General features: G+C 72.6%; 18 protein-coding genes and 1 pseudogene. 12 read left to right on the top strand and 7 right to left on the bottom strand.

What is annotated here, in order from left to right; genetic code table 11:
• Positions 1–119: 119 nt before the first annotated feature.
• Positions 120–1,295, bottom strand: coding sequence for a glycosyltransferase family 1 protein (locus tag AB0I45_RS10390; RefSeq protein WP_247423099.1), 1,176 nt, complete (start codon positions 1,293–1,295; stop codon positions 120–122).
• A gap of 295 nt (positions 1,296–1,590) precedes the next feature.
• Between AB0I45_RS10390 and AB0I45_RS10385 the strand changes: the two genes are divergently transcribed.
• The 3 genes from AB0I45_RS10385 (at position 1,591) to AB0I45_RS10375 (ending at position 5,593) form a co-directional block, all read left to right on the top strand.
• Complete coding sequence (locus tag AB0I45_RS10385) at positions 1,591–2,235, top strand: hypothetical protein (RefSeq protein WP_247423097.1); 645 nt, start codon at positions 1,591–1,593, stop codon at positions 2,233–2,235.
• A complete protein-coding gene (truA, locus tag AB0I45_RS10380) occupies positions 2,232–3,080 on the top strand; it encodes a tRNA pseudouridine(38-40) synthase TruA (protein ID WP_360318147.1) in 849 nt (282 codons plus the stop codon). The genes AB0I45_RS10385 and truA overlap by 4 nt, the downstream gene beginning before the upstream one ends.
• Positions 3,081–3,271: 191 nt before the next feature.
• Positions 3,272–5,593: a bifunctional UDP-sugar hydrolase/5'-nucleotidase gene (locus tag AB0I45_RS10375; RefSeq protein ID WP_137319023.1), complete on the top strand. Its 2,322-nt coding sequence runs from the start codon at positions 3,272–3,274 to the stop codon at positions 5,591–5,593.
• Positions 5,594–6,000: 407 nt separating this feature from the next.
• Here the strand turns inward: AB0I45_RS10375 and AB0I45_RS10370 are convergent, their stop codons facing one another.
• A complete protein-coding gene (locus AB0I45_RS10370) occupies positions 6,001–8,214 on the bottom strand; it encodes a hypothetical protein (protein WP_360318143.1) in 2,214 nt (737 codons plus the stop codon).
• Positions 8,211–10,892: a hypothetical protein gene (locus AB0I45_RS10365; RefSeq protein ID WP_360318140.1), complete on the bottom strand. Its 2,682-nt coding sequence runs from the start codon at positions 10,890–10,892 to the stop codon at positions 8,211–8,213. The genes AB0I45_RS10370 and AB0I45_RS10365 overlap by 4 nt, the downstream gene beginning before the upstream one ends.
• A gap of 251 nt (positions 10,893–11,143) precedes the next feature.
• On the opposite strand from AB0I45_RS10365, the gene rplM reads away from it, so the two are divergent.
• The 4 genes from rplM to AB0I45_RS10345 all read left to right on the top strand — a co-directional run bounded on the left by rplM (position 11,144) and on the right by AB0I45_RS10345 (position 14,200).
• A complete protein-coding gene (gene rplM, locus AB0I45_RS10360; protein ID WP_137319025.1) occupies positions 11,144–11,587 on the top strand; it encodes a 50S ribosomal protein L13 in 444 nt (147 codons plus the stop codon).
• Between the two features lie 35 nt (positions 11,588–11,622).
• Positions 11,623–12,117, top strand: a complete 495-nt coding sequence (gene rpsI / locus AB0I45_RS10355) for a 30S ribosomal protein S9 (RefSeq protein ID WP_137319026.1) — start codon at positions 11,623–11,625, stop codon at positions 12,115–12,117.
• 201 nt (positions 12,118–12,318) lie between these two features.
• On the top strand, positions 12,319–13,674 hold the full coding sequence (gene glmM / locus AB0I45_RS10350; protein WP_360318135.1) for a phosphoglucosamine mutase: 1,356 nt from the start codon (positions 12,319–12,321) through the stop codon (positions 13,672–13,674).
• A 7-nt stretch (positions 13,675–13,681) separates the two neighbouring features.
• Positions 13,682–14,200 (top strand): hypothetical protein, encoded by a 519-nt coding sequence (locus AB0I45_RS10345; RefSeq protein ID WP_360318132.1) that lies wholly within the window; start codon positions 13,682–13,684, stop codon positions 14,198–14,200.
• A 133-nt stretch (positions 14,201–14,333) separates the two neighbouring features.
• Here the strand turns inward: AB0I45_RS10345 and AB0I45_RS10340 are convergent.
• The 3 genes and pseudogenes from AB0I45_RS10340 to coaA all read right to left on the bottom strand — a co-directional run bounded on the left by AB0I45_RS10340 (position 14,334) and on the right by coaA (position 19,855).
• Positions 14,334–15,844 (bottom strand): annotated as a pseudogene (locus tag AB0I45_RS10340) (SulP family inorganic anion transporter).
• 157 nt (positions 15,845–16,001) lie between these two features.
• On the bottom strand, positions 16,002–17,876 hold the full coding sequence (locus tag AB0I45_RS10335; protein WP_137319030.1) for an ABC transporter ATP-binding protein: 1,875 nt from the start codon (positions 17,874–17,876) through the stop codon (positions 16,002–16,004).
• A gap of 713 nt (positions 17,877–18,589) precedes the next feature.
• A complete protein-coding gene (coaA, locus tag AB0I45_RS10330; RefSeq protein WP_247423078.1) occupies positions 18,590–19,855 on the bottom strand; it encodes a type I pantothenate kinase in 1,266 nt (421 codons plus the stop codon).
• A 310-nt stretch (positions 19,856–20,165) separates the two neighbouring features.
• Between coaA and AB0I45_RS10325 the strand changes: the two genes are divergently transcribed.
• The 3 genes from AB0I45_RS10325 (at position 20,166) to AB0I45_RS10315 (ending at position 21,836) form a co-directional block, all read left to right on the top strand.
• Positions 20,166–20,300 (top strand): hypothetical protein, encoded by a 135-nt coding sequence (locus AB0I45_RS10325; RefSeq protein WP_360318127.1) that lies wholly within the window; start codon positions 20,166–20,168, stop codon positions 20,298–20,300.
• Between the two features lie 445 nt (positions 20,301–20,745).
• On the top strand, positions 20,746–21,630 hold the full coding sequence (locus AB0I45_RS10320; protein WP_360318124.1) for an amidohydrolase family protein: 885 nt from the start codon (positions 20,746–20,748) through the stop codon (positions 21,628–21,630).
• The gene (locus AB0I45_RS10315) at positions 21,627–21,836 is read left to right on the top strand and encodes a hypothetical protein (RefSeq protein ID WP_360318121.1); all 210 of its coding nucleotides are present in this window, start codon (positions 21,627–21,629) and stop codon (positions 21,834–21,836) included. Before AB0I45_RS10320 ends, AB0I45_RS10315 begins: the two co-directional genes overlap by 4 nt.
• A gap of 96 nt (positions 21,837–21,932) precedes the next feature.
• Here AB0I45_RS10315 and AB0I45_RS10310 read toward each other — a convergent pair whose 3' ends face one another.
• Positions 21,933–22,934, bottom strand: a complete 1,002-nt coding sequence (locus AB0I45_RS10310; RefSeq protein WP_360318118.1) for a WYL domain-containing protein — start codon at positions 22,932–22,934, stop codon at positions 21,933–21,935.
• A gap of 61 nt (positions 22,935–22,995) precedes the next feature.
• On the opposite strand from AB0I45_RS10310, the gene AB0I45_RS10305 reads away from it, so the two are divergent.
• Together AB0I45_RS10305 and AB0I45_RS10300 are read left to right on the top strand one after the other, a co-directional pair.
• The gene (locus AB0I45_RS10305) at positions 22,996–24,453 is read left to right on the top strand and encodes an MFS transporter (RefSeq protein ID WP_360318115.1); all 1,458 of its coding nucleotides are present in this window, start codon (positions 22,996–22,998) and stop codon (positions 24,451–24,453) included.
• Positions 24,454–24,457: 4 nt separating this feature from the next.
• A complete protein-coding gene (locus tag AB0I45_RS10300) occupies positions 24,458–25,369 on the top strand; it encodes a hypothetical protein (protein ID WP_360318112.1) in 912 nt (303 codons plus the stop codon).
• The last annotated feature ends 91 nt before the right edge of the window (positions 25,370–25,460 follow it).

Raw genomic sequence — 25,460 nt, 5'->3', positions numbered from 1 at the left:
GAGGCGACAGCTCGGCGCGGCTCCGACTCGACGGCCCGCGGCGGCTCGAGCTCAACCCACGCGCCTACTTAACCCACGCGCCTGCTCAGTCCATGCTCCGGCTCAGCCCATGCTCCGGCTCAGCCCACGCGCTCCTGGGCCCAGCGGGGCGCACCGGAGTACGAGCGGCCGATGACCTGCGGGGCCGGGTTCTCGATCGCATGTGCGTAGTGGCCCACGAGCTGGGAGCACACGCTCTTCCACGTCCGGCCGAGCACCGTCGCCCGCGCGGTCGCCCCGAACGCCAACCGCTTCGACTCGTCGCCGGTGAGGTCGCGCACGTGGTCGCGCATCGCGGCGAGGTCGCCGGGCTCGTACAGCCAGCCGGTGCGCGAGAAGTCGACGAGGTCGAGCGGGCCGCCGCGGGCCGGCGCGACGACCGGCACGGCCGAGGCCATCGCCTCCTGGATCGTCTGGCAGAAGGTCTCGAGCTCGCCGGGGGACACCATGACGTCGAAGCCGGCGACGGCCTGGGCGAGTGCGTCCCCGCCGAGGAACCCGGTGAAGTGCGCCGCGGGCAGGAGCTGTTCGAGGCGGCGGCGCTGCGGTCCCTCGCCGACGACGACGAGCCGGATGCCGGGCAGGTCGGCGAGCGCGCGGAGGTCCTCGACCTGCTTCTCCGCGGCGAGCCGGCCGACGAACCCGACGATCTTCTCCCCGCCCGGCGCCATGCGGGCGCGCCACTGCGCGCACCGGTGCGTGGGGTCGAACCGGGTGGAGTCCACCCCGCGCGCCCACAGGCGGATGTTGTCGACGCCGTGGTCCTCGAGCTGGGCGACGGTGTAGGTCGACGGGGCGAGGGTGAGCGAGGAGTGCTGATGGATGTTGCGGACGTGGTTCCACAGCATCGCCTCGATCCCGCGCATGCCGTAGCGCGCGGCGTAGGCGGGCACCTCGGTCTGGTAGACCGCGACGGAAGGCAGCCCGAGGTCCTGGCAGGCGAGCGCGGCCCGCCAGCCGAGGACGAACGGCGAGGCGAGGTGCACGACATCGGGTTCGAAGTCCTCGAGCAGGCGGCGGATCCGGGGCACTCCGCCCGGCGCCACCCGGACCTTGCGGTACTTCGGCATCGCGAAGGACGGCACCCGCACCACACGGGCCCCGGCGACGGAGCGGGGGCGGTCATGGCGGGACCCGGGGGAGATGACGAGCACCTCGTCCCCGCGCTCGGCGAGGTGGTCGAGGACGCGCAGCAGACTGTGCGTGACCCCGTTCATCTGGGGCAGGAACGATTCAGCGGCGATAGCGACTCTCACGCTCCCCGACTCTCGCAGGCGTCGGTGACCGGCAGCGCCCCCGCGGGTGACGCGTCGACCAATCCGAGACGACATCCTGGGGCCGAACCGACCTCCAGGTGGCCGGCGCATGCTGCGCAGATGGCCGAATGTCCTCCCCGTGCTGCCCGAACGACGTCCGGGAGGACAGGGAGTGAACCGGGGGTAAACTGGCGCTCGGCGGAGCAGAACGACCGGTCCGCCCGGGTCCGCAGGGTGACGACCGTGCGGCACCCGTCGAGCACGACCATGAGGAAGCACTGCAGTGGATTGGGTGATGATCACGGTCGCCGTCGCGGGTCTCGCGGCGGCGGGCTCGGTGCTGGTGCGGCTGCTGCTGCGGTACAACCAGCTCAGCCTCGCGGCCGACCTGTGCGCCGAGGGGCGCCGTCAGCTCACCGCCGACATCGCCGACCGGCACATCCTCATCCCGCCCTTCGTCGAGGCGACCCGCTCGCGCCTCGGGGACGTTCCCGCACTCGACGAGCTCACCACCGCGTTCGCGACCGCCCGCCGCAGCCTCGACGCCGGCGAGTGCGACCGGATCGGTGCCGCCGAGGAGGCCCTCACCGAGGCCACCGCCGGGCTGGCCGCAGCCGTGCACGGCGAGCTCCGCGGCGCCGCGGTCCCGCCCCCGGGTTCGCAGGAGGAGTCCGTGACGGAGACCCTGCGCTACCTCTACAGCCAGATCATCGCGATCGAGGGCAGGATCGCCGCCGCCGCCCGCTACTACAATCGCAACGTGGACCGCTTTCACGAACGCCGCGCCCTCCCGCTGTCCGCCCCGCTCCGCGGCTTCTTCCGCCCCTGCGAGCCCATCCGCTACTCCGACCTCACCCTCGACCCGCTCGACTCCTCCGAGGACGCGCTGCGGGTGATCGACGAGGACTACCGGCCCGGTCGGCTCAGCGAGGAGCTGTGACCCGGTTCCGGGTCGAGCTCGGGTACCGCGGCACCGGATTCCACGGCTGGGCGACCCAGCCGGGCCTGCGCACGGTGCAGGGCAGCCTCGAGGCTGCGCTCGCCACCGTCTGCGGGGAGCCCGTCCGCACCGTCGTCGCCGGGCGCACCGATGCCGGGGTCCACGCCCGCCGCCAGACCGTCCACCTCGACCTCACGGACCCCGCGCTCGTGCGCCTCCGGGGCCGCTCCGACCGGCCCACCGGGGTCGCGCTCGCCAGCCGGCTGCGCGGCGCGCTGCGACACCTCGCCTGCCCCGACGTCGTCGTCCACACCGCGGCCGAGGTGCCCGCCGACTTCGATGCCCGGTTCGCCGCGACCTGGCGCGCCTACACCTACCGTCTGGCCGACGACCGCTCCTTCCACGACCCGCTCGCGCTCGACACCACCGTCGCCCACCGCGGCACCCTCGACGAGGCGGCGATGGCCCGGGCGGCCGCGGAGCTGCTCGGCCTCCACGACTTCCTCCCGTTCTGCCGGCCGCGCCCGGACGCGACGACGGTGCGCACGCTCCTCGCCCTCGACCTGACGCGCGACCCGGACGGGGTGATCGTCATCGGCCTGCGCGCCGACGCGTTCTGCCACCACATGGTGCGCGCGCTCGTCGGCGGACTCGTCAAGGTCGGCTCCGGGTCCTGGCCGGAGACCCGGCCGGCGGAGCTCCTCGCGCGAGCCGATGCCGGGCAGACCGACCTCGGCCCGATGTTCGTCATGCCCCCGCACGGCCTCGTCCTCGAGGAGGTCGGCTACCCGCCGGCCGGGGAATGGGCCGCCCGGGCCGAGCGCACCCGCGCGCGCCGCACCTGACCGCCGGTTCTGCCCGGCCCACGTCTGCCGGTCCAGCGCTATGCGTGCCGACATCCGATCCTCCGTGTTTCATGTGCAATTCATACAGTTTTTCCGATCGCCCGGCCGGATGTGGGGCAGAGTGGATGCAGACCTGACGTTCGTTCGCCCGTGTGCCACCGCGCGGGCCGGATACCGGAAGCAGACACCACATGACCAGACGCATCACCGCTCGGCTCGCGGTCGGCACCGCCGCGGCCGCCGGCCTCGTCCTGCCGCTCGGAGCAGTCCCCGTGCTCGCAGAGGCACCCGCCGGCACGCAGATCCAGCTCCTCGGCATCACCGATTTCCACGGCCGCCTCGACAGCACCGGCGCGAACGTCGCCTCGGTCGTCGAGCGCGAGCGGGCCGCCCACGCGGACATCGGGACCGCGCTGCTGTCGACCGGCGACAACATCGGCGCCTCGACCTACGAGTCGTCCTCCCAGCAGGACACCCCGACGCTCGAGTTCCTCAACGCGATCGGCCTCGACGCGACCGCGACCGGCAACCACGAGTACGACCGCGGGATCGACGACCTCACCGGCCGCGTGAGCGACACCGCGGACTTCCCGCACCTCGCTGCGAACGTCTACACCGAGGGCACGCAGGACGTGGCCCCGGGCCTCGAGTCCCACACGATGCTCGACGTCGAGGGCGTGCGCGTGGCGGTCATCGGCGTCGTCACCGAGGACACCGAGTCCCTCGTCAGCCCCGACGGGATCGCCGGACTCGACTTCGGCGACCCCACCGCCGCCGTCGACCGCGTGGCCGGCGAGCTCGAGGAGCTGCCGGAGGCCGAGCGCCCCGACCTCACCGTCGTGCAGGCGCACCTCGGCCCGAGCGACACCTCGTCCCTCGATGCGGCCGTCGCCTCGAACTCCGAGTTCGGCACGCTCGCCACCGAGGGCCACGAGTCGGTCGACGCGATGTTCTTCGGCCACTCCCACACCGATTTCGCGTTCGAGGCGCCCGTGCCCGGCACCGAGCGCACCCGCCCGCTGCTCCAGTCCGGCTACTACGGCGAGGCGGTCGGACAGCTCGTCCTCACCTCGACCGGGGACGGCACCTGGACCGTCGACACGCAGGAGATCCTGCCCACCGAGGACGTCACCCACGACTCCCCGGTCGTCGATGAGGCCCAGCGGATCATCGACGAGGCCGTCGCGAAGTCGAAGGAGATCGGCTCCGAAGTCGCCGGCTCCATCACCGAGGACATCACCCGCGCCTTCACCGAGGAGGGCCGTGAGGACCGCGGTGCGGAGTCGACGCTCGGCAACCTCGTCGCCGACGCACTCGCCCAGGGCACCGGGTACTCGCAGCTCGCCCCGGCCGACTTCGGCATCACCAACCCCGGCGGCCTGCGGACCGACCTCAAATGCGACGACCAGTTCGGCAGCGAGGAGCGCTGCGAGGTCACCGTCGGCGAGCTCAACCAAGTGCTGCCCTTCGCCAACGACCACGGCGTCGTGACGCTCGCGGGCTCGGACGTCATCGGCCTGTTCGAGGAGCAGTGGCAGCCCGAGGGCGCCTCGCGTCCGTTCCTCCACCTCGGCATCTCCGATGAGCTCGACGTGGTCTACGACTCCGAGGCGCCCCGCGGCGAGCGGGTGCTCTCGGTGCTGGTCGACGGCGAGGAGATCGATCCGAACGCGGAGTACCGTGTCGCGACGCTGAGCTTCCTCGCCGCCGGCGGCGACAACTTCACCTCGTTCACTGGCGGCACCTTCGAGCAGTCGGGACTCACCGACTTCGAGCTGTGGGAGCGCTACTTCAACGAGAACTCACCGATCGGCCCGGACACCGACGAGCGTCAGGCCGACGCCGCGCTCGACATCGTGCACAACGGCACCGCGGAGGTCGGCATCAGCTACTCCGATGACGACTCCGGTGAGTACGTCATCGAGTCGACGAACACCGAGGCTGTCGAAGGGCCGTTCCTCATCACCCTGTCCCTGCCCGAGGGCGTGACCGCCGACTTCGGCGAGCGCGCCGGCGAGCAGCCGAACACCGCGCTCGTCACCGAGCTCCCGGCGGGCGCGGAGATCCCGTTCTCGCTGAGCGGGGGAGAGCCGGGCGAGCACACCTTCACCGCACGGATCACCGCCGACCCGGCGTCGGAGTGGTGGGACGACAACCCGATGCCGCTCGTCCACTCGGCCGAGGCCGCCTACCGGGTGACCGAGGACGACGCCCCCGGTGACGACGACAACGGCAGCGACGACGGGAACGAGGACGACGGGAACGACGACGGGAGCGAGAGCCCGCGGCCGAGCGACCCGGCTCCCGGCCCCGGCGGCGACGACGGCCGCGGTGACGGCGGCAACGGCGGTGACGACGGGCGCGGCGGTCAGGACGACGGTCGCGACGACCGCGCCGACGGATCGCTGCCCCGCACCGGATCCGAGATCGCCGGCGCGCTCGCCGCAGCGCTCGTGCTCCTCATCGCAGGATCGGCAGCCGTCGTGGCAGTGCGGAGGAAGACCGCACAGTGATCCGCACCGGCTGATCCGGCTCGGTTGATCCGGTCCGGCTGAACGGCACAGGCTGATCCAGCTGAACGGCCCGGCTGCACAGCGCAGGCCGACGGCCGCATGCGTCAGCTGTACGCCGGCCACCGAACCGGGCACTGCAGTTCCGGCCCCCTCCCGACCCACACGGTCGGGAGGGGGCCGGAGTCGTTCGGCGATGGAGCTCGCCCGGACCGCCCGCGCGATCCGGCCCGGCCCCCGAGCCTCGGCGCTGCTCACCTGGCGATGCAGCCGTTCCTGCTCGGGGCGCTCACCCGCCGATGCGGGTGTTTCTGCTCCGGGCGGCTGAATTCAGTCGCATCGGGGCCGACCGACCGGAGAGACAGGTGCAGTTTGCAGAAAGAGTTGCATCGGCGGGGGAAAGGCCGAGGTCAGTGCTCCTCGCGCCCGCCGGATCGTTCGGTGCGGATCGCTTCCGCCTCGGCCTGGCCGACGAGGTGGGCGAACGCGGGGATGATGAAGAGGATGCCGACGGCCGGCACGACGATGCCGGAGTCGTTGATCACCGTACCCACCGCCAGGAGCACCGCGAGCGAGGCCATCGCGGCGCGCATCATCGGATACCGCCGGTACAGCTCGGGCAGATGCGGGACGGAGACGCGGCGCGGGCTGAGGATCACCCAGAACACCCCGGCGATGATCACCGGCAGCAGCAGCGTCATCCAGCTCTGCGTGAGGATGTCGATGTTCATCCCGATCTTGCGCATGAGCACCGCGCCGGCCTCCCCGCTGAGGATCGAGTCGAAGAACCGGCCGAAGTGTGTGCGCTGCTCGGCCGGCCGCAGCCAGTCGAGCACGAGCACGAGCAGCATGGCGAGCCCGGCCGCCCCGGTGATGAGGAGCAGCCGCTTGATCGACAGGCGGACCCCGGCGGCGGCGAGGGCGAGCACCGCGAGGCCGATGATGAGCGTGGGCACGGAGCCGAACTTCGTCCCCAGACCGGGGGTGGCGAGCAGGATGCAGGCGGCGAGCGTCGTGACGAGCACCGTCGTCAGCCGCACCCAGCGATTGCCGATCGCCTGGCACACGACGCCGAGGAGGAACACGAGCGCGGTGCAGAACAGCGCGAGCGCGGAGTTGCCGATGCCGTAGAAGCGCGAGGCGATGAGCAGCGGCTCCCCGAGCAGCGTCGACATCTGCAGGGGCGATCCGGCGATGACGTCGGCGGCGAGGACGAGCACGGTGGCGGCGGCGATGACGGTGATCGGACCGAGCACCCGGTGCCGCCACGGCCCCAGCAGCCCGAGGAGCGTGAGCGCGAGCGCCCAGCCGGCGAGCGCGGCGAGCATCGCGACGTCCGGGCTCGTCGAGCGCTCCCAGGGGACGAGGTTGACGAGGTAGGTCGACACCGGCAGCGCCGCGAAGAACAGGCCCAGGCCGCGCAGCGGGCCCCGCACCCGATCCATGTCGCGCCGGCCCACGAGCACCGCGATGACGAGGAGCACAGCGAGGATCGACGCCATGACCGGGAAGAACCACACCGACAGTGCGGCCTGCGTGGCCACTGCGACCTGCCGGTCGAGCATCTGCTGGTACCGGGCGGGCGCCTCGGCGTCGGATCCGGTCTCCTCGAGCGGGGCACCGGCGAAGTTGCGCTCCGGCACGGCCGGGGCGTGGCGGACCAGGGTGGGGAGGATGTCGGTGGTCTGCACGAGGCCGGGCTGCTGGGTCGAGGTCGAGGTGAGCACACCGGAGTCGTGGAAGGGGCCGACGACGGCGGAGAACTGCATCGCGCTCGACTCGGACCAGCCGTCGGAGATCGAGGCGACGATGAGCGTGGGGGCGCCGTCGGCGGGGCGGGCACCGGGCTCGGGGGTGTGGGCGAGCGCCTCGCGCACCTCGCCGATCTGCGCATCGAGCGCGATGAGCGAGTACCCGGGCTCCTGGGTGTTGCCGAGGTCGAGTACGGTGAGCGGGTGCTCCGCGGCGGATTCCCCGACCTGTGCGGCGAGGTCCTCGGATACCGGGGCGTAGGAATCGACCCGGCCGTCGGCGCCGGCGGCGGCGATCGCCGCGCCCGGGCCGATCGCGTGGACGTCCGCGATCGCCTCGTGCAGGGTGCCGAGCGGGGCGTCGTAGTTGTCCTGCTCGGCCTGGAGGCGGTAGACGGCCCAGTCGGGCACCCACGACTCGACGGGCTCGCCGGGGTCGCGGCAGATGCGGTGGGCCTCGTCGGCTGCGCGCCGCCCCGAGCCGATCGCCAGCCAACCGTCGACCGGGCAGCTCGTCGAGCGGACGCTGCGCGGCGTCATCGTGCCGATCGCGCCGTCCTCGACGAGCGACCACAGGTGCGGGGTGTGGTACGGGTCGATCTGTTCGAAGGTCAGGCCGCTCACCCCGACGAACACCGTCGGTCCGGCGACGACCGGGGGGATCGCGTGCGCGGGCGTCCCACCGAGCGCGGACCCGGCCGATGCCGACCCCGGGACTCCGGCTGTCGAGGCAGCGGATCCCTGGGCCCCGGCTGCTGAGGCAGCGGCACCGATGGGCACCGAGGGCCCGGGAGACGCGGGCGCCGCGGCCCACGGCATCCCGGTGACGAGCGCGCAGGTGGCGAGGAGGACGAGGAGCAGGCGACGGATCATGCGCGTCCCCCCGAGGCACCCTGCGAGCCGGAGCCCGAGGTGCCCCGCAGGCCGGCAGTGCCGGCGGCACCCGCCGGCCCGCCGCCCGCATCTTCGGCACCCGCGGGCCCGGCACCCGCAGGCCCGGCGCCCGCCGCGCGACGGGCCTCACCGGCCTGACCGTCCTCCCGGCCCCGGCCCCGGCCCCGGCCCCGGCCCCGGCCCCGGCCCCGGCCCGGCACGGTGTCGGCGCACAGCGCGAGGAGCAGCGGGAGGAACATCATCGCGCCGGTGGCCGGGACCGCGATGCCCGAATCGGTGATCGCCCCGCCCACCGCGAGTCCGACGGCGACGGCCAGGAAGCCGGCGTGCAGCGTGGGGTCCGCGAGCACCTCGGGAAGCCGCCCCGCCCAGGGCCGGGTGAGGCGGCGGGTGGGGGCGAACCGGGCGAGGTAGGCGAGGAAGAACAGGATCGCGACGACCGCGAGCGGCACGATGACCGCCAGCGCGGGGTTGATGACCATGATGTTGAGGTTCGCCGCGAGCTTCCGGCCGATCACCGTGAACAGCTGGCCGTCGAGAATCTGACCGAAGAAGGCGCCGAAGTGGGAGCGCGCCGCTGGGGGCCGCAGGTAGTCGAGGCCGGCGATGCCGAGGATCGCGGCGAGCGACACCGCGCCGATGAGGGCGAGGCGCCACAGGTTGAGGCGGATCCCGAGGAGCAGCGCGAGGAGGACGAGGAAGCCGGCGAGCGTGGCGATCGTCCCGCCGAACTTCGCCCCCCACGCCGGATTGCCGAGCGTGGCGACCGAGGCGAGTCCGACGAGCGCGACGAGCGCGATCGCCCAGCCGCGCCGGCCGCGCGCGAGCAGCCGGCGGGAGACGATCGCCAGGCCGAGGAACACCGCGACGATGAAGAGCGCCGCGCCCTGGTTGCCGAGCCCGTAGAAGCGCCCGGCGACGATCGGGTTGTAGCCCATGAGCGCGTTGAACTGGAGCGTGGAGCCGAGCGCGATGTCGACGGCGAGCACGACCGCGGTGGTGACGGACACCGCGGCGACCCGCCCGGCGAAGGTGCGCCGCCACGGGCCGGCGACGGCGATCGCGAGGAGCGCGGCGGACCCGGCGAGCACCGCCAGGCCGAGCCCGGCGGCCGGTGATCCGAAGCGCGCCCAGGGGAGCAGCCCGGCGAGGAACGAGCCCATGGGGATCACCGCGAGGCCGAGTCCCACCCAGCCGAGGATCCGGTGCACGCGCGCGCTGCCCGCTCGGCCCAGGCGTTCGTGGAGGGTGACGAGGAGCAGCCCTCCGAGAGCGAAGAACAGGAGGTAGTGGAGGACGTCGAGGAGCACGGAGAAGGTCTGCGCGTGCTCGTGGACCGTGGCCGCCTCCGCCGCCGAGGCGCGCAGGGTGTCGAGGCGCTCGGCCGCTGATCCCTCGCCGGGTGCGACGCTCCAGGCGGCGTCGGCGGCCTCCGGCGGGGCCTCCTGGCCGGCCACCCGGGTGAGGGCGGCCGAGGCGACGTCGCTGAGCTGGGCGGTGCCGGACTGGCGGGTCGAGGAGCTCGTGAGGATGCCGGCCTCGTAGCTCGGGCCGGCGGCGAGCAGCGCGCGCAGCCGGGAGGGGCTCGAGGTGTCGCCCACCCCGGCGATGACGACGTCGGTGGTCTCGAGGTCGATGTCCTCGAGGTACATGCCGATCCGCTGGTCGATGCGCGCGAGCTGGCTCGCCCCGTCGAGCGCGGTCTCCTGCGGGATCCAGCCGGGGTCGCCGACCGCGCCGACGTCGATGAGCGTGAGCACGCAGCCCTCGAGCGGGGTGCCGCCGGGCCCCCAGCGCTCGACCGTGCCCTCCGGCCCGGCGACGGCGTACCCGGCGCCGCGGCCGATCGCCTGCGTGCACCCGCCGGAGTCGCGCACCTGGGCCGCGAGCGCGCCGAGGTCGGCGGTGTAGCCGGAGGCGGCGTTGACGGTGGCGATGCGGTCGAACTCCGGGATCACCGCGTCCTCGACGGGCGCCTCGGGCTCGGTGAGGGCGAGCGGGTCCGGGGAGCTGGAGTCCTCCGCCGCGGCGAGGGCGTCGGCGGCCACCGGGGTGCGGATCTCCGGGCAGGCGGCCGCCGGCCGGGGCGGGACCCGGACGTAGTTCGTCGGCTGGGCCTTCGCCTCGGGCGCCAGCGTGGGCTCGGGCTCATCGGGCTCGACGACGGGGTAGCCGGCCGGTCCGGGCGGCGGAGGGAGCGGCTCGGCCTCCTCGGCGGCCACATCGGGCAGGTCGACGGCACCCGCGCGGGCGCCGGAGCCCAGGGTGAGCCAGCCCGAGGCGGGGCAGGTCGCGGCGGCGAGGCTGCGGACGCTGAGGTTGGCGAGCGCGGCGTCCTCGGCGAAGGCCGCGAGCTGCGGGGTCGCCTCGGGATCGATGTCGTCGAAGGTCAGGCCGGAGGCGCCGATGATGACGAGGGACTCAGCAGCAGGAGCGGAAGTGGCGCCGGACCCCGGGGTATCGGAGGCGAGGGAGACGCCCTCGCCCGGGCCAGCGCCGGCTCCCGAAGCGACGCCCGAGGCGTGGGCCGCCCCGGGAGAGCCGAGGAGTGCGGCGGCGGCGGCGAGCAGCGCGAGCAGCGTCGCGAGAAGTGCCCGCCGGGGTCGGGTGCCGACGCTCCGGCGGGCACCGGGGGAGCTCCTCGGCAGTGTCCGCATCACCTGTCGATTCTACCGAGACCCACCTGAGCATTTGCGTGGACGCGGCTGGCCGAGGTAGATTTGTCGGTCGTTGCGTACGTCCTCTCACGCTCCCCTCAGAAGCCTCTATTCGCGTTGCAGGCAGGTGGGGTCGGGTCAGCCGTGGTCGGTCGTACCGAGCACCGAAGAGCGGTGCGCATCTCCCGTGATCACGGCCTTGTGGAGATGCGAACCTGCCGCTGCTATCCATAGACGAAAAGAAGGCTACTTTGCGTACGTACACCCCCAAGCCCGGCGATGTTCAGCGCCAGTGGCACGTCATCGACGCCACTGACGTCGTCCTCGGTCGGCTTGCCTCGCAGACTGCGAAGCTGCTGCGCGGCAAGCACAAGGTGACTTTTGCACCGAATGTCGACTCGGGTGATTTCGTGATCATCATCAACGCCGACAAGGTTGCGCTGACCGGCGCGAAGCTCGAGAAGAAGCGCGCCTGGCGCCACTCGGGCTACCCGGGCGGCATCAAGAGCATCAGCTACTCCGAGCTCCTGGCCAAGGATCCCGAGCGCGCTGTCGAGAAGGCCGTCGCCGGCATGGTCCCCAAGACCCGCCTCGGTCGTGCCCAGATGCGGAAGCTCAAGGTGTACGCGGGTGCCGAGCACCCGCACGCCTCGCAGAATCCGCAGCCGTACGAGATCAGCCAGGTCGCGCAGTAAGCGCCCCGGCAGCAACGAACTTACCGAGGAGAACCGTGGCTGATACCACCAATGATGTCGAACTGACCGAATATTCCACCGAGACCCCGGCTTCGGCCGGTCTGGGCGAAGCCGTGGCCGGTGGCCGGGGCCAGTCCCTGACCGCCCCCGGTGCCGCCGTGGGTCGTCGCAAGCAGGCCATCGCCCGCGTCCGCCTGGTGCCCGGCACCGGCGAGTGGCTGATCAACGGCCGCGACCTGGAGACCTACTTCCCGAACAAGCTGCACCAGCAGCTCGTCAACGAGCCCTTCCGCCTGCTCGACCTCGAGGGCCGCTTCGACGTCCACGTGCGCATCAAGGGCGGCGGGCCTTCGGGTCAGGCCGGTGCCGTGCGCCTGGGCATCGCTCGCTCGCTCAACGAGATCGACCGCGACAACAACCGCGCCGAGCTCAAGAAGGCCGGCTTCCTCACCCGTGACGCCCGCGTCCCGGAGCGCAAGAAGGCCGGACTCAAGAAGGCCCGCAAGGCGCCGCAGTTCTCGAAGCGCTGATCGCACTTCCGGTGTCTGCGCCCACCCCGGCCTGACCGCGCTCAAGCCCTCGGACCCCGCGTCCGAGGGCTTGAGTCGTATCCGGACCCGGTACCGGCAGCGATTCCCGCCGGCGCACGACCGGGCAGGTGCTCCACCGCCCGGCACCGCCCGGGCCGGCGCACCCGAACCGCCTGTATCCCGACCGACAATGAGGAACCCATGTCCCGTCTCTTCGGAACCGATGGTGTCCGCGGCCTCGCGAACACCGACATCACCGCCGCGCTCGCGCTCGACCTCGCCGAGGCCGGTGCGCGCGTGCTCGCCGGACCCGCCCGTGAGGGCGATCCGCGGCCCTTCGCGATCGTCGGGCGCGACACCCGCGCCTCGGGCGAGTTCCTCGCCTCGGCCGTCGCCGCCGGCATCGCCGCCGCCGGGGTCGACGTGCTGCTCGCCGGCGAGCTGCCCACCCCGGGTGTGGCGCACGTGGTGAAGAACTCCGGCGCGGACTTCGGCGTCGTCCTCTCCGCCTCGCACAACCCGATGCCGGACAACGGCATCAAATTCTTCGCCCGCGGGGGCACCAAGCTCGACGACGCGCTCGAGGACCGGATCACCGAGCTCCTCGGCCAGGACTGGGACCGCCCGACCGGTGCCGCGGTGGGCCGGATCTCCCGCTTCCCCGCCGCCGTCGACGAATACGTCGAATACCTCGTCGACCGACTCAACGGCGACCGCGAGGCGCCCCTGTCCGGGCTCACCGTCGTCGTCGACTGCGCCCACGGCGCGGCGAGCGTCGTCGGCCCGGCCGCGCTGCGCCAGGGCGGGGCCGAGGTCATCGTCACCGCCGCCGAGCCCGACGGCTACAACATCAACGACGGGGTGGGCTCGACCCACATCGCCGGCCTCGCCGAGGCCGTGACCGAGCACAACGCCGACCTCGGCGTGGCGTTCGACGGCGACGCCGACCGCTGCCTCGCCGTCGATGCGCTCGGCCGCGTGGTCGACGGCGACCAGATCATGGGCATCCTCGCCCTCGGCCTCCACGAAGACGGCACGCTCGCCCGGGAGACCCTCGTCACCACGGTGATGTCGAACCTCGGGCTGCGCCTGGCGATGGAGAAGGCCGGGATCGCCACCGTGCAGACGAAGGTCGGGGACCGCTACGTGCTCGAGAAGATGCTCGCCGAGGGCTACACCCTGGGCGGCGAGCAGTCCGGGCACCTGCTCATGCTCGATCACGGCACCACCGGCGACGGTGTGCAGACCGCCCTCCACCTCATGGACCGGATGGCCCGCACCCGCCGCTCGCTCGCGGACCTCGCCGCGGAGATCCCGCGCCTCCCGCAGGTGCTCATCAACGTCAAGGGCGTCGACAAGACGAACACCGACCATCCGGTCGTCGCCGCCGAGGTGTCCGCCGTCGAATCCGAGCTCGGGCGCACCGGCCGGGTGCTGCTGCGGGCCTCGGGCACCGAACCGCTCATCCGTGTCATGGTCGAGGCCGAGACCGAGGAGACCGCCCAGGCCCAGGCCGAACGGCTCGCCTCCGTGGTCCGCGACGAACTGGCACTCTGAGGGGCGCATGATGACGAGGGACCCGGCGAGCGCGCCCGATCCCGGTGCAGCCGGCGACGGCGCGTCCGATCCCGGGATGCCGGGCGACGGGGCCGGGCGGACCGGCCGTCCGCTCGCCCGGCCGGCGCGCGTCGGCCGGATCGCAGGCGCCCTCACCGCCGTGGCGACCCTGCTCGTCGCCGGACTCACGCTGCTCGTCGGACTCGCCGACGGCCTGCCGTTCGTGCTCGGCTGGTTCGCCGACGCCACGCTCCTCGTCCTCGTCATGGGCGGGATCGCGACGCTCGGGAACCTCCTCGTCGGGGCGCTCGCCTGGCGCTCGGAGACCTCCGCCGCGCAGCGTGACCGCAGGCCGGTGCGCACCTGGCCGCTCGTCGGCTTCGTCGCACTCACCATGCCGATCGTCGTCTACGTCGTCGCGGTGATCATCACCCAGCCGGTCTCGCTCGTCCTCCTCATCGGGCTGCTCCTCGTGTGCCTGCCCGCCGCGGCACTGCTGGCCGCCGTGGCCCGCCTGCTGCGCTGAGGCGCGGACCACCGGCGCGCGCCCGCCCGCGCAGGCGGCCGGGGCGGGACCACGCATCGGGTCACCGCGCGCCGCCGCTCCTCGCAGAGTGACCGGCCGCATGCTCAGCCGCGGGCTCAGTCATGTGGCCGGCTCAGGTGTTGAGCATCCCCGACATCGTCTCCCGCATGCGCCGGCTCGCCGCGTTGAGCCCGACGACGGTGACCTCGGTCCCGCGCTCCTCGTACTTCGTCGTCACCGAATCGAGGGCGGCGATCGTCGAGGCGTCCCACAGGTGGGACCGGGTGAGGTCGATGACGACGCGGGCGGGATCCTCGGCGTAGTCGAACATCGTGTAGAGATCGTTCGAGGAGGCGAAGAACAGCTCGCCCTCGACGGTGTACGTCGCAGTCGGGACCCCGTTGACCTCGGCGAGCTCCCGGTCGACGCGCACGAGGTGGGCGACCCGGTTGGCGAAGGCGATCATCGCGACGACCACGCCGAGCACCACCCGATCGCGAGGTTGTGCGTCCACACGGTGGCGACGACGGTGACGAGCATGACCGCGGTCTCCGACTTGGGCATCCGGCGCAGGGTGCGCGGATCGATCGAGTGCCAGTCGAAGGTCGCCCAGGACACGAAGACCATGATCGCGACGAGCGCGGCCATCGGGATGAGCGCGACGACGTCACCGAGCGCGACGACGAGGACGAGCAGGAAGACGCCCGCGCAGAACGTCGAGATCCGGGTGCGCGCCCCGGAGGCGCGGACGTTGATCATCGTCTGCCCGATCATCGCGCAGCCGCCCATCCCGCCGAACGCACCGGTGACGATGTTCGCCACGCCCTGCCCCCAGGACTCACGGGTCTTGTCCGAGCGGGTGTCGGTGATGTCGTCGACGAGCTTCGCCGTCATGAGCGACTCCATGAGCCCGACGAGCGCCATCGCGAGCGCGTAGGGCGCGATGATCTGCAGGGTCTCGAGATTCAGCGGCACCTCGGGGACGAACAGCGTCGGCAGCGAGTCCGGCAGCTCGCCCTTGTCGCCGACGTCGGGGACGTCCCAGCCGAAGGTGAGGACGAGCCCGGTGAGCACGACGATCGCGACGAGGGGCGCGGGCACGATCGCGGTGAAGCGCGGCAGGAGGAACACGATGAGCAGTGCGAGGGCGAACAGCGGGTAGACGAGCCAGGGGACGCCGAGCAGCTCGGGCACCTGGGCGATGAAGATGAGGATCGCGAGCGCGTTGACGAAGCCGACCATGACCGAGCGCGGGATGAAGCGCATGAGGCGGGCGGCGCCGAGGACGGCGAGGAGGATCTGGAACACCCCGGCGAGCAGCACGCAGGCGATGAAGTAGTCCATCCCGTGCGAGGCGACGAGGGGCGCGATGACGAGTGCGACGGCGCCGGTGGCCGCGGAGATCATCGCCGGCCGGCCGCCGAGGATCGCGGTCGTCACCGCCATGGTGAAGGAGGCGAACAGGCCCACCCGCGGGTCGACCCCGGCGATGATCGAGAAGGCGATCGCCTCCGGGATGAGTGCGAGGGCGACGACGAGCCCTCCGAGCACCTCGGTCCGGAGCCAGGCCGGCCGGCGCAGGGTCGCGCGCACGCTCTGCCGCTCCTCCGGCGTGGACGCGGGGCGGGTCGGGGTGGCGGGCATGAGGCTCCTCGGGCACGGAAAGGGGTGAGCGGTGGGCCGCGGCGGGCAGGTGCCCGCGAGCGCGCTGTGCGCGGGCGGGACCCGGCGTCCACTCTATCCCCGCGCCCTCACCGCCCGGACACGGGATGCCGGGGCCGCGCCGGCACCCACCCGGGGCTCACTCCTGGGAGGCGAACTGGGTCTCGTAGAGCTCGGCGTAGCGTCCGCCGGCGGCGAGCAGCTGCTCGTGGGTGCCGCGCTCGGCGATCCGCCCGCCCTCGATGACGAGGATCTCGTCCGCGCTGCGGACGGTCGACAGCCGGTGGGCGATGACGAGCGCGGTGCGGCCCTCCATCGCCTCGGCGAGCGCCTGCTGGATCGCCGCCTCGTTCGTCGAGTCGAGCGCTGAGGTCGCCTCGTCGAGGACGACCACCGGGGGAGCGGCGAGGAGCAGCCGGGCGATGGTGAGGCGCTGGCGCTCGCCGCCGGACAGCCGGTAGCCGCGCTCGCCGATCACCGTGTCGATGCCGTCGGGGAGCTCGGCGATGACCTCCTCGAGTCGGGCACGCCGGATCGCGTCGGCGAGCTCGGACTCGGTGGCGTCGGCCCGGGCGAGGAGCAGGTTGTCGCGGATCGACTCGTGGAAGAGGTGCCCGTCCTGGGTCACCATGCCCACGGTCCGCTTGAGGGTGTCGAAGCTCAGGTCCCGCACATCGGTCCCGCCGATGAGCACCGCACCGCCGGTGACGTCGTAGAGGCGGGGCAGCAACGAGGCGATCGTCGACTTGCCGGCCCCGGAGCTGCCGACCAGCGCCACCGTGGACCCCGGTGACACGGTGAAGTCGATCCCGTGGAGCACCTCGGTGCCGGCCCGGTGGTCGAGCACGGACACGTCCTCGAGGCTGGCCAGCGACACCTCGGCGGCGGACGGGTAGGCGAAGCGGACGTCGCGGTAGGTCACGGCGACCGGGCCCGGGTCGAGCGACTGCGGCTCCGCCGCCTCGGTGAGCAGCGGCCTGAGGTCGAGCACCTCGAACACCCGCTCGAAGCTCACGATCGCGCTCATGATGTCCATCCGCGCGTTGGCGAGCATGGTGAGCGGGGTGTAGAGGCGGGTCAGCAGCATCGCGAGGGTGACGACCTGACCGGCGTTGAGGTTGCCGAGCACCGCCTGGATGCCGCCGAGGCCGTAGACGAGCGCGAGCGCGAGCGCGGACACGAGGGTGAGCGCGGTGACGAAGGTCGTCTGGAGCATCGCGGTGCGCACCCCGATGTCGCGCACCCGGCCGGCGCGGTCGGCGAACTCGCGGGACTCGGTGTCCGGCTTCCCGAACAGCTTGACGAGGGTGGCGCCGCCGGCGGAGAACCGCTCCGTCATGCGCGTCGACATCGCGGCGTTGTGGTTCGCCGCCTCGTGCTGGAGGAGGGCGAGCTTCCCGCCGAGCATCCGGGCGGGGACGAGGAAGATCGGCAGGAGGAGGACGGAGAGCAGGGTGACCTGCCAGGAGATCGTCACCATGACGCCGACGGTGAGGACGAGGGACACGACGTTCGACACGACTCCGGAGAGCGTGTTGGAGAAGGCGCGCTGGGCGCCGATGACGTCGGTGTTGAGACGGGACACGAGTGCGCCGGTGCGGGTCCGGTTGAAGAACGCGATCGGCAGGGTCTGCACGTGGTCGAACACCGCAGTGCGGAGGTCGAAGATCAGGCCCTCGCCCACACGGGAGGACAGGTAGCGGTTGACGAGGCTGAGGCCGGCGTCGAGGATCGCCAGGCCGGCCATCGCGATCGCGATCCACATGATCACCGAGATCGGGCCGCCGCCGGTGATCGCGTTGACGACGTCGCCGGCGAGGATCGGGGTGATGACGCCGATGACGGAGACGAGGACGGACACCGCGAGGAAGCCGATGAGCTTGGCGCGGTGGCGGGAGGCGAAGCGGAAGATCCGGCGCACGGTGGCGCGCGAGATCTTCCCCGACCCCTTGGCCGAGGTCGAATGGGACCCGATGGTGCGGCGCATGATCATATGCGTCGAGGGCATGCTCATAGGAGCCTCCTGGGGTGCAGAGGGGAGTCGGTGGCGCCGGGTGTCGCGGTTCCGGCGCTGGGAGTACCGAGGCCGGGAATGCCGGTGCCGAAAGTGCTGGTCCCGCGGCTGCCGGCTCCGGACGTGCTGGTGCCGGGGCTGATGGCTCCGAAGGTGCTGGTGCCGGGGGTGTGGCGCGCGGCCCGCCGGGCGGCGCGACCCGTGGCGGGACGGCCGGCGTGCGAGGCTGGACTCGCGGCGGGCCGAGCACGACATCGGTATCAACCGGCGGCTCCGCGGATTTGTTCCCCGGGCTGTGCTCGACTGCACTGTGCTCGACTGCCCGGGCTGTGCTGGACTGCACTGTGCTCGATGGGTTGCGCTCGATGGATTTGCACTCGTCAGCACTGCACACCTCGGCACTGCATACCTCGGCACTGCATACCTCGGCACTGTGCGTGTCGGTGCTGTGCACCGCGGCGGCAGGCGCTCCGGAACCGGGCACCAGAGAGGTGTCCGGCCGTCCACGCGCCGTAGTTCCGGAGCCGCTTCAGTGCGGATACCGGCGGGTATCCGCACTGAGGTGACCCCGCAGTCAGAGAACCGCACTGGGGTGCGCCTGGAACGGGCAGAACGCACTGGATAGCGCCCGGACCGGGCAGACCGCACTGGAGCGGCCCCGGAACCGGGCGGCGGTCGTCGGACGGGGTGCCGCGGCTCGCGTGCGGGGGTGCTCAGAGCTTGCGGAGGCGGATCCGGCGGATCTCGTGGTCGGCGGCCTTGTGCATGATGAGGTCGGCGCGGCCGCGGCTGGGCAGCACGTTCTCCCGGAGGTTCGGGGCGTTGATCGAGCCCCAGATCTCCCCGGCGAGGGTCCGCCCCTCCTCCTCGCTCAGCCGGCTGTAGCGGTGGAAGTACGAGTCGGGGTCCTGGAACGCGCCGTGCTTGAGCTTCATGAAGCGCGCGATGTACCAGTCGCGGATGTCCGAGGTCCGTGCGTCGACGTAGATCGAGAAGTCGAAGTAGTCGCTCACCGACATGCCTACCCGGCCGTCGGGGCGGGGGCGCGCCGGCTGCAGGACGTTGAGGCCCTCGACGATGAGGACGTCGGGGGAGCGCACGGTGATCTGCGCGCCGGGCACGATGTCGTAGGTGTGGTGGGAGTAGACCGGTGCCCGCACCTCGGGCGCCCCGGACTTCACCGCGGACAGGAAGCGGAGCAGCGCGCGGCGGTCGTAGGACTCCGGGAAGCCCTTGCGGCCGCTGAGCCCGCGGCGCTCGAGCTCTGCGTTGGGGAACAGGAAGCCGTCGGTGGTGAGGAGCTCGACGCGCGGGGTGTCGGGCCAGCGGGCGAGCATCTCGCGCAGCACGCGCGCCGTCGTCGACTTGCCCACCGCCACGGAGCCGGCGACGCCGATGACGAACGGCGTGCGCCGCGGTGCCGGGTCCCGGCCATCGGCGCGGAGGGGGGCGAAGAACTCACGGGTCGCCTCGTGCTTCTGACCTCGTGCGGAGACGTAGAGGTTGAGGAGGCGGGAGACCGGGAGGTAGATCGTGGCGACCTCGTCGAGGTCGATCGTCTCGCCGAGGCCGCGGAGCCGCTCGATGTCCTGCGCGGTGAGCGGCAGCGGCATGGTCTCCGCGAGCTTCGACCACGACTCCCGGTCGAACTCGCGGAACGGCGAGGCGAAGGATTCGAGGTCCGCGCGCGGGCGAGCGGTGTGGAGGCCCGCTAGCCGACGCGCCGGATCGAGGTCGGGGCTGTCGCCGCTGCGGGACCCGGCGGAGCGGTCGCTCGACTGCGCGGTGCGGTCCGGCTGCGCGGCACTGCCGAGCTGCACTGCAATGCCCGACTGCGAGGTGCGGTCCGGGTGACCGACGCCGTCGAGTCGGTCGCCGCTGTCCGGCCGGTCGGTGTCCGCGGAGCGCTCGCCTGTGTCGGCGGCGCGCGCGGACCCGGCGGAGTGGCTGTCGGGCGCGGATTCGGTCTCCTGGGACATTGTGCCATTGTGTCACGGGCCACTCCGGTCCTCGCCGACAGGCCCACCTGTCGAACTCCGCGGTGCAGGGAAGCCGGCCTGCTCACGCTCGCCGACCCTGAGCGTCTGCGCGTACTCGCCGGGGCGATCCTCGCCGAGATCGTGCCGGCCGAGCAGGACCTCGCCGCCACCTCGGCCCAGAACCCGGCCCAGGGGCACGCCGCCCCGGCCCCCGCCTTCCAGATCACCCCCCTCCACCGGTGTCCTCGTCGGGCAGGTCCGCGAACCCATCGCCTCCCAGCGGTTCATCGCCGGCGACCTCGACGCCGAGGTGCTCCGCGGCGGGGGCCGGACCGCGGACATCATCGAGCTCGCGCTTGCCACCGACGAGCACCTGCGCGCCGAGCGGGCCGCCGAATGGGAGCGCCTGACCCCGACGATCGTCGAATTCGAGGAGATCGCATGACCGCCACGCTCACCCCCCGCCTCACCGCACTCACCCCCGCCCACTCCCAGCGGATCTTCCGCACCTGCCTCGACGTGCTCGCCCGCCCGGGCACCGTGGGCACCTGGGCGCCGGAGTGGACCGCCGCCGTCACCCGCGCCGAGGCGCCCGTCGCCCTCGCCCCGCTCCTCGCACTGGCCGACCTCATGGCCCCCGCGGCGCTCGCCGAGCTCAACCGCAGCACTGCCGCCGCCCCGCACCGGGCCGCGCTGCTCGTCCAGCGGGTCACCCACCTCGGCACGGCCGGCACCTCGGTCACCGGGCGCTCCGCCGACCGCACGGACCACGCCGAGCGCACCGACTACGCCGACCGGACTGACCGCACCGAGGATCCGGTCGGGGCCCTCGTGCTCCGCCTCACCGGTCCGGGCATCGCGGACACCGCGCAGCGGGCTTCCAGCACCAGATGGCCCGCGGGGTCGCCCGCTCCGTGTCGCGGGCGCTCGAGCTCTGCGCGGCCGTCGACGCCGAGCGCTCGAGCCGGGTCGAGCACCGGATCCTCCACCGCCTCGACATCCTCTCCGAGGCCGGGGCGCAGGCGCTCGCCGACAGGCTCGCCGCATTGCCCGCCGGCTGCCCGGTGCCGCTCGTGTCCCACGAGGACCACACACCGGGGCAGGGCCAGTACGCCGACCCGACGAAGCTCAAGGACTACATGATCTTCGCCGACGGGCTGAGCGAGGAGGAGGCCGACGCGCAGCTCGACCGCCTCGTCGCCGAGGGCCGGGAGGGGGAGGCCGTGCGGCAGAAGCACTTCGCGTGGCTGTCCGAGCTCGCCGCCGCCGGGCGGATCCGGCTGCTCGGGCACGACCCGGACACCGCGCAGGCGATCGACGAGCTCGCAGAGCGCGGCGGGTCCGTCGCGGAGTTCCCGACGACCGTCGAGGCCGCCCGCCGCGCCCGCGAGCGCGGGATGCCGATCGTCGCCGGCGCCCCGAACGCGCTGCGCGGCCGCTCCCACTCCGGGAACGTGTCCGCCGGCGAGCTCGCCGCGCTCGGCCTCGCCGACGCGCTCGCCTCGGACTACCTGCCGGCCGCCCTGCTCGGCGGGGTGCGCACGCTCGTCGACGAGGGGATCATGGACCTGCCGCAGGCGATCGGCCTCATCACCGCCGGACCCGCCCGGGTCGCCGGGCTCGCCGACCGCGGCACCATCGCCGCCGGGCAGCTCGCCGACTTCGCGTTCGTCAGCGATGCGCGCGGCGGCTGGCCGCACGTCGTCGCGACCTTCAAGGCCGGGGAGCCGCAGCCGGCGGGAGACTCCGGGGCCGGCGCGGGGCTGCCGTCATGACGACCGCCGTGCAGACCCTCGTGCCGTTCCGGGCGCCGGAGCCGCGGATCCCGGCGGGCGCCTCGGCGGTGCTGCGCGAGCTCGCGCTCGCCGCGGTGGCCGGGGCCAACCGGGCGTGGTCCCGGTACGACCGCGCGGGCCTCGTCGCCGAGGTCACCGTCGGCGCCGACGGCACACCCACCTGCTGTACTGACCGGGGACGTTGATTGACCGGCCCTGCGCCAGCCAGCCATGTCCTCATGCAGAAGGATGCGAAGAACCCCGGGCCCTCCGTGCCAGGTATGTGCCTGTCAGTGTTGGCGTCATGGGCGTAGCGCCGCTGGCGGGGCCGGTTCCAGGCGTCGCCGGATGGCGGCGAAGGCGTCGCCTAGTTCGGCCGGCTCGACATCCGTGAGGTCGGCGTCGAAGGTGATGAACAGACCGGCTACTCCGGCCCAGGACCACCCCCCGATCGTCAGCCGGCAGGAGTGGCGGTCGATGGGGGCGACGACTGACCCGCCTGGGGCCCAGCGGGCGACGACGTCGGCGGGCAGTGCGAGGGTTGCGGCGCCGACGCACTGCCACTGGCCGGGGGTGTCGCCTCGTTCTGGGTTCCGCACGACGAGCCGGTTCAGGTCTTCGGCGTCGAGCGGGGCGGGGGTGAAGGGGCCCCCGGCGGGGGTCTTGGGGCGGATGCGGTCGACCCGGTAGGTGCCCCAGGTGCCGCGGTTGCGGGCGACGAGGTACCAGCGGCCGGCCCACACGACGAGGTGATGGGGCTCGACGTCATGGGGCGGGCGGAAGTCGGCGTCGCCCGGCCCGGGGACCCGCCCGTCGGGGTCTGCGTAGTCGAACCGCAGGCACGAGCTCGTGCGGATCGCGGACCCAACGGCCTGCAGCGTCGCGACGTCGATGGGTGGCGCCGAGAATTCCCAGTAGTTGCGCAGTGCGGTGACCTCGAAGGCTTCGCTGGCGGCGCGAAGGCGTGCGGGCATGACCTGGCGCAGGGTCGTCAGCGCTCGGGCGACGGCGTCGTCGATTCCGGTCACGGTCGCTGGTGCGGTCTGCAGGGCCAGCGCGATGGCGATGGCCTGGTCGTCGTCCAGCACCAGGGGCGGGAGCTTGCCGGCGGCGCCGAGCCGGTAGCCACCACCGGGGCCGGTGACGGCTTCTACGGGGTAGCCGAGCTCGCGCAGCGTGTCGATGTCCCGGCGCACCGTCCGCGCCGACACACCGAGCCGCTCGGCGAGGTCGCCACCGGGCCAAGCGACGCGCGCCTCGAGCAGGGACAGCAGCCGCAGGAGGCGGGCGGAAGTATCGGCCATTCCACCAGCATGGCGCGAGTTGCGGTCATTCTGTGTCCTGAACCGGCGTCACGATGAGTCCATGACTTCTCCTCAAGACACCGCCGCGGATGCTCGGGTCGGCGGCCGGGCTGCATCGCTCGCGCTGCTGGTCGTGCTGTTCGCCTCCTTCATGGACCTGCTCGACGTCACCATCGTCACGGTCGCGGCCCCGGACATCGCGGCAGATCTGAACGCCTCGCCAGCGCAGCTGCAGTGGATGCTCGCCGCGTACACCCTCGCGCTGGGCTCGGGCCTGATCACCGGTGGCCGCATCGGCGACGACTACGGACGGCGCCGGGTGTTCCTGGCCGCCTTGGCGGCCTTCGCCGTCGCGTCCGCAGCGTGCGCCCTGGCCCCGACCGCAGGCGCGCTCATCGCCGTTCGGGCGGTCCAGGGACTCGCGGGCGGGTTCATGGTCCCGCAGGTCTTCGGGATCATCCGCTCCTCCTTTGAGCCGGCGGCCATGGCCAAGGCCTTCGGGGCCTACGGCGCCGTCCAGGGGCTGGCCTCGGTCGCCGGACCCCTGATCGGCGGAGCGCTGGTCGACGCCGACCTGTGGGGCCTGGGCTGGCGCACGATCTTCTGGATCAACATCCCCGTCGCCTTGGTCGCTCTCGTCATGGGTTGGTGGGTCCTACCCGACTCCCGCGCTGCCGCCCGCTCTCACCTGGACGGAGTCGGTGCGCTCCTTGCCGCCGTCGGGGTGTTGCTGGTGCTGCTGCCCCTCGTCCAGGGCCGCGACTGGGGCTGGCCCACGTGGGGATGGGCTCTGCTCGCCGCCGGGGTGCTCGTGCTGGCCGGGTTCCTGCGCTACGAGAGCGCCCTCGCGCGCCGCGGCGGGGAGCCGGTGCTCGACCCCGACCTGCTCAGGGTCCGCCCGTTCGTCGCGGGCCTGGCCGCGTCGGTGCTGTTCTTCGGTGGCCTGGCCTCGTTCTTCCTCGTCGTGTCGATCTACCTGCAGGCCGGAACCGGTCGCTCGGCCTGGGACACGGGTCTGGTGATCCTGCCGTACGCCATCGGGTCGATGCTCACCTCCGGTGCGGGTGTCGCCCTGGCCGCGAGGGCCGGGCGGGCCCTGCTCTTGACCGGGTCCCTGACCCTGGCCGCGTCGCAGGCGCTGCTGTGGTGGCTCGTCCGCGACGGTTCCACCACCCCCGGCTACTGGCCCCTGGCCGGCGCTATGTTCCTCGGCGGCCTCGGCCTGGGACTTGGCGCCCCGATCCTGGTCAACGTCGTCCTGGCCGGGGTTCCCGGCCGCCGCGCCGGCGCCGCCGGCGGCGTGCTGTCCACCATCAACCAGATCGGCGGTGCAGTCGGCGTCGCCGTCCTGGGCACCGTCTTCTTCAACGCCGCCTCGAGCGCCGGCCCCGCGACCGCGCCGGCCGAGCTGTTCGGCGACGCATTGGCCCAGGTGATGCCCTGGCAGGTCGCCACCTACCTGCTTGCGGCTGTCGCGATGCTCGCCCTGCCCAAGACCGCAGCGCCCCACCAGGACTGAACCGATGACCTCCACGACCCACCACCAGGAGCAGCCCGTGTCGAACCGCGACGTCATCAGGGTGCGCGGCGCCCGCACGAACAATCTGCGCGACGTCGACGTCGACATCCCGAAGAAGCAGCTCACCGTGGTGACCGGGGTCTCGGGGTCAGGCAAGTCCTCCCTGGCCTTCGACACCATCGCAGCTGAGTCCCAGCGGCTCCTCGCCGCGACCTACCCGGCCTTCGTCCAGAACCTCATGCCCCACCTGCCGCGCCCCGACGTCGACACCCTCGAAGGTCTCAGCGCCTCGATCGTCGTTGACCAGGCTCCCCTGGGCGCCAACCCCCGCTCCACCGTCGGGACCGCGACCGATGCCTGGTCCCTGCTGCGCCAGCTCTACGCCGGGCACGGCACCCCGCCGGTGCCCGGTCCCCACGCGCTGTCCTTCAACGCTGCCACCGGGATGTGCCCGGCCTGCGAAGGCACCGGGCGCACCGCCACCCTCGACGTCGATCTCGTCCTGGACCGATCCCTGTCATTGAACGATGGCGCGATCACCTTCCCCAACTTCACCGTCGGGTCCCTGTTCTGGAAGGTGTACGCCCGCAGCGGGGCGTTCGACAACGACAAGCCGGTGCAGTCGTACACCCCGGCCGAGCTCGAGCACCTCCTGACCGGCACCGGACCCAACGTCGACACCGGCACCTACCCCATGGCCTACGAAGGAGTCCTGACCAAGATCACCCGCCTGTACCTGTCCAAGGACCCCGCCGCGCTCAAACCACGCCTGCGCGAGGCCCTCGAGCTCGCCGCCACCACCGGGCCCTGCCCCGGCTGTGCCGGCACCCGCCTGAACTCAGCCGCCCGCGCCTGCACCATCGACAACACCCCCATCACCACCTGCCACACCATGCCCGCCACGGACCTGCACTGAATCGTCCTTGGTTTGATTGAGGGTAAGCCAAACATCCTGAAAGGACATCGATTCTCTGATGGCCCCGTCGAAATACCCCCAAGAACTCCGT

The organism is Brevibacterium sp. NPDC049920 (assembly GCF_040656435.1).
In the GTDB taxonomy this organism is placed as follows: Bacteria; Actinomycetota; Actinomycetes; order Actinomycetales; family Brevibacteriaceae; genus Brevibacterium; species Brevibacterium pityocampae.
Note: the sequence above shows the minus strand (reverse complement) of the source record. Positions and strands in the feature narration are given on the sequence as shown.

Coding starts and splice junctions, on each gene's coding strand:
- AB0I45_RS10385 (WP_247423097.1), top strand. CDS start 1,591: ATGATCACGGTCGCCGTCGCGGGTCTCGCGGCGGCGGGCTCGGTGCTG.
- AB0I45_RS10375 (WP_137319023.1), top strand. CDS start 3,272: ATGACCAGACGCATCACCGCTCGGCTCGCGGTCGGCACCGCCGCGGCC.
- AB0I45_RS10370 (WP_360318143.1), bottom strand. CDS start 8,214: ATGATCCGTCGCCTGCTCCTCGTCCTCCTCGCCACCTGCGCGCTCGTC.
- AB0I45_RS10365 (WP_360318140.1), bottom strand. CDS start 10,892: ATGCGGACACTGCCGAGGAGCTCCCCCGGTGCCCGCCGGAGCGTCGGC.
- glmM (WP_360318135.1), top strand. CDS start 12,319: ATGTCCCGTCTCTTCGGAACCGATGGTGTCCGCGGCCTCGCGAACACC.
- AB0I45_RS10345 (WP_360318132.1), top strand. CDS start 13,682: ATGATGACGAGGGACCCGGCGAGCGCGCCCGATCCCGGTGCAGCCGGC.
- AB0I45_RS10335 (WP_137319030.1), bottom strand. CDS start 17,876: ATGAGCATGCCCTCGACGCATATGATCATGCGCCGCACCATCGGGTCC.
- coaA (WP_247423078.1), bottom strand. CDS start 19,855: ATGTCCCAGGAGACCGAATCCGCGCCCGACAGCCACTCCGCCGGGTCC.
- AB0I45_RS10320 (WP_360318124.1), top strand. CDS start 20,746: ATGGCCCGCGGGGTCGCCCGCTCCGTGTCGCGGGCGCTCGAGCTCTGC.
- AB0I45_RS10315 (WP_360318121.1), top strand. CDS start 21,627: ATGACGACCGCCGTGCAGACCCTCGTGCCGTTCCGGGCGCCGGAGCCG.
- AB0I45_RS10310 (WP_360318118.1), bottom strand. CDS start 22,934: ATGGCCGATACTTCCGCCCGCCTCCTGCGGCTGCTGTCCCTGCTCGAG.
- AB0I45_RS10305 (WP_360318115.1), top strand. CDS start 22,996: ATGACTTCTCCTCAAGACACCGCCGCGGATGCTCGGGTCGGCGGCCGG.
- AB0I45_RS10300 (WP_360318112.1), top strand. CDS start 24,458: ATGACCTCCACGACCCACCACCAGGAGCAGCCCGTGTCGAACCGCGAC.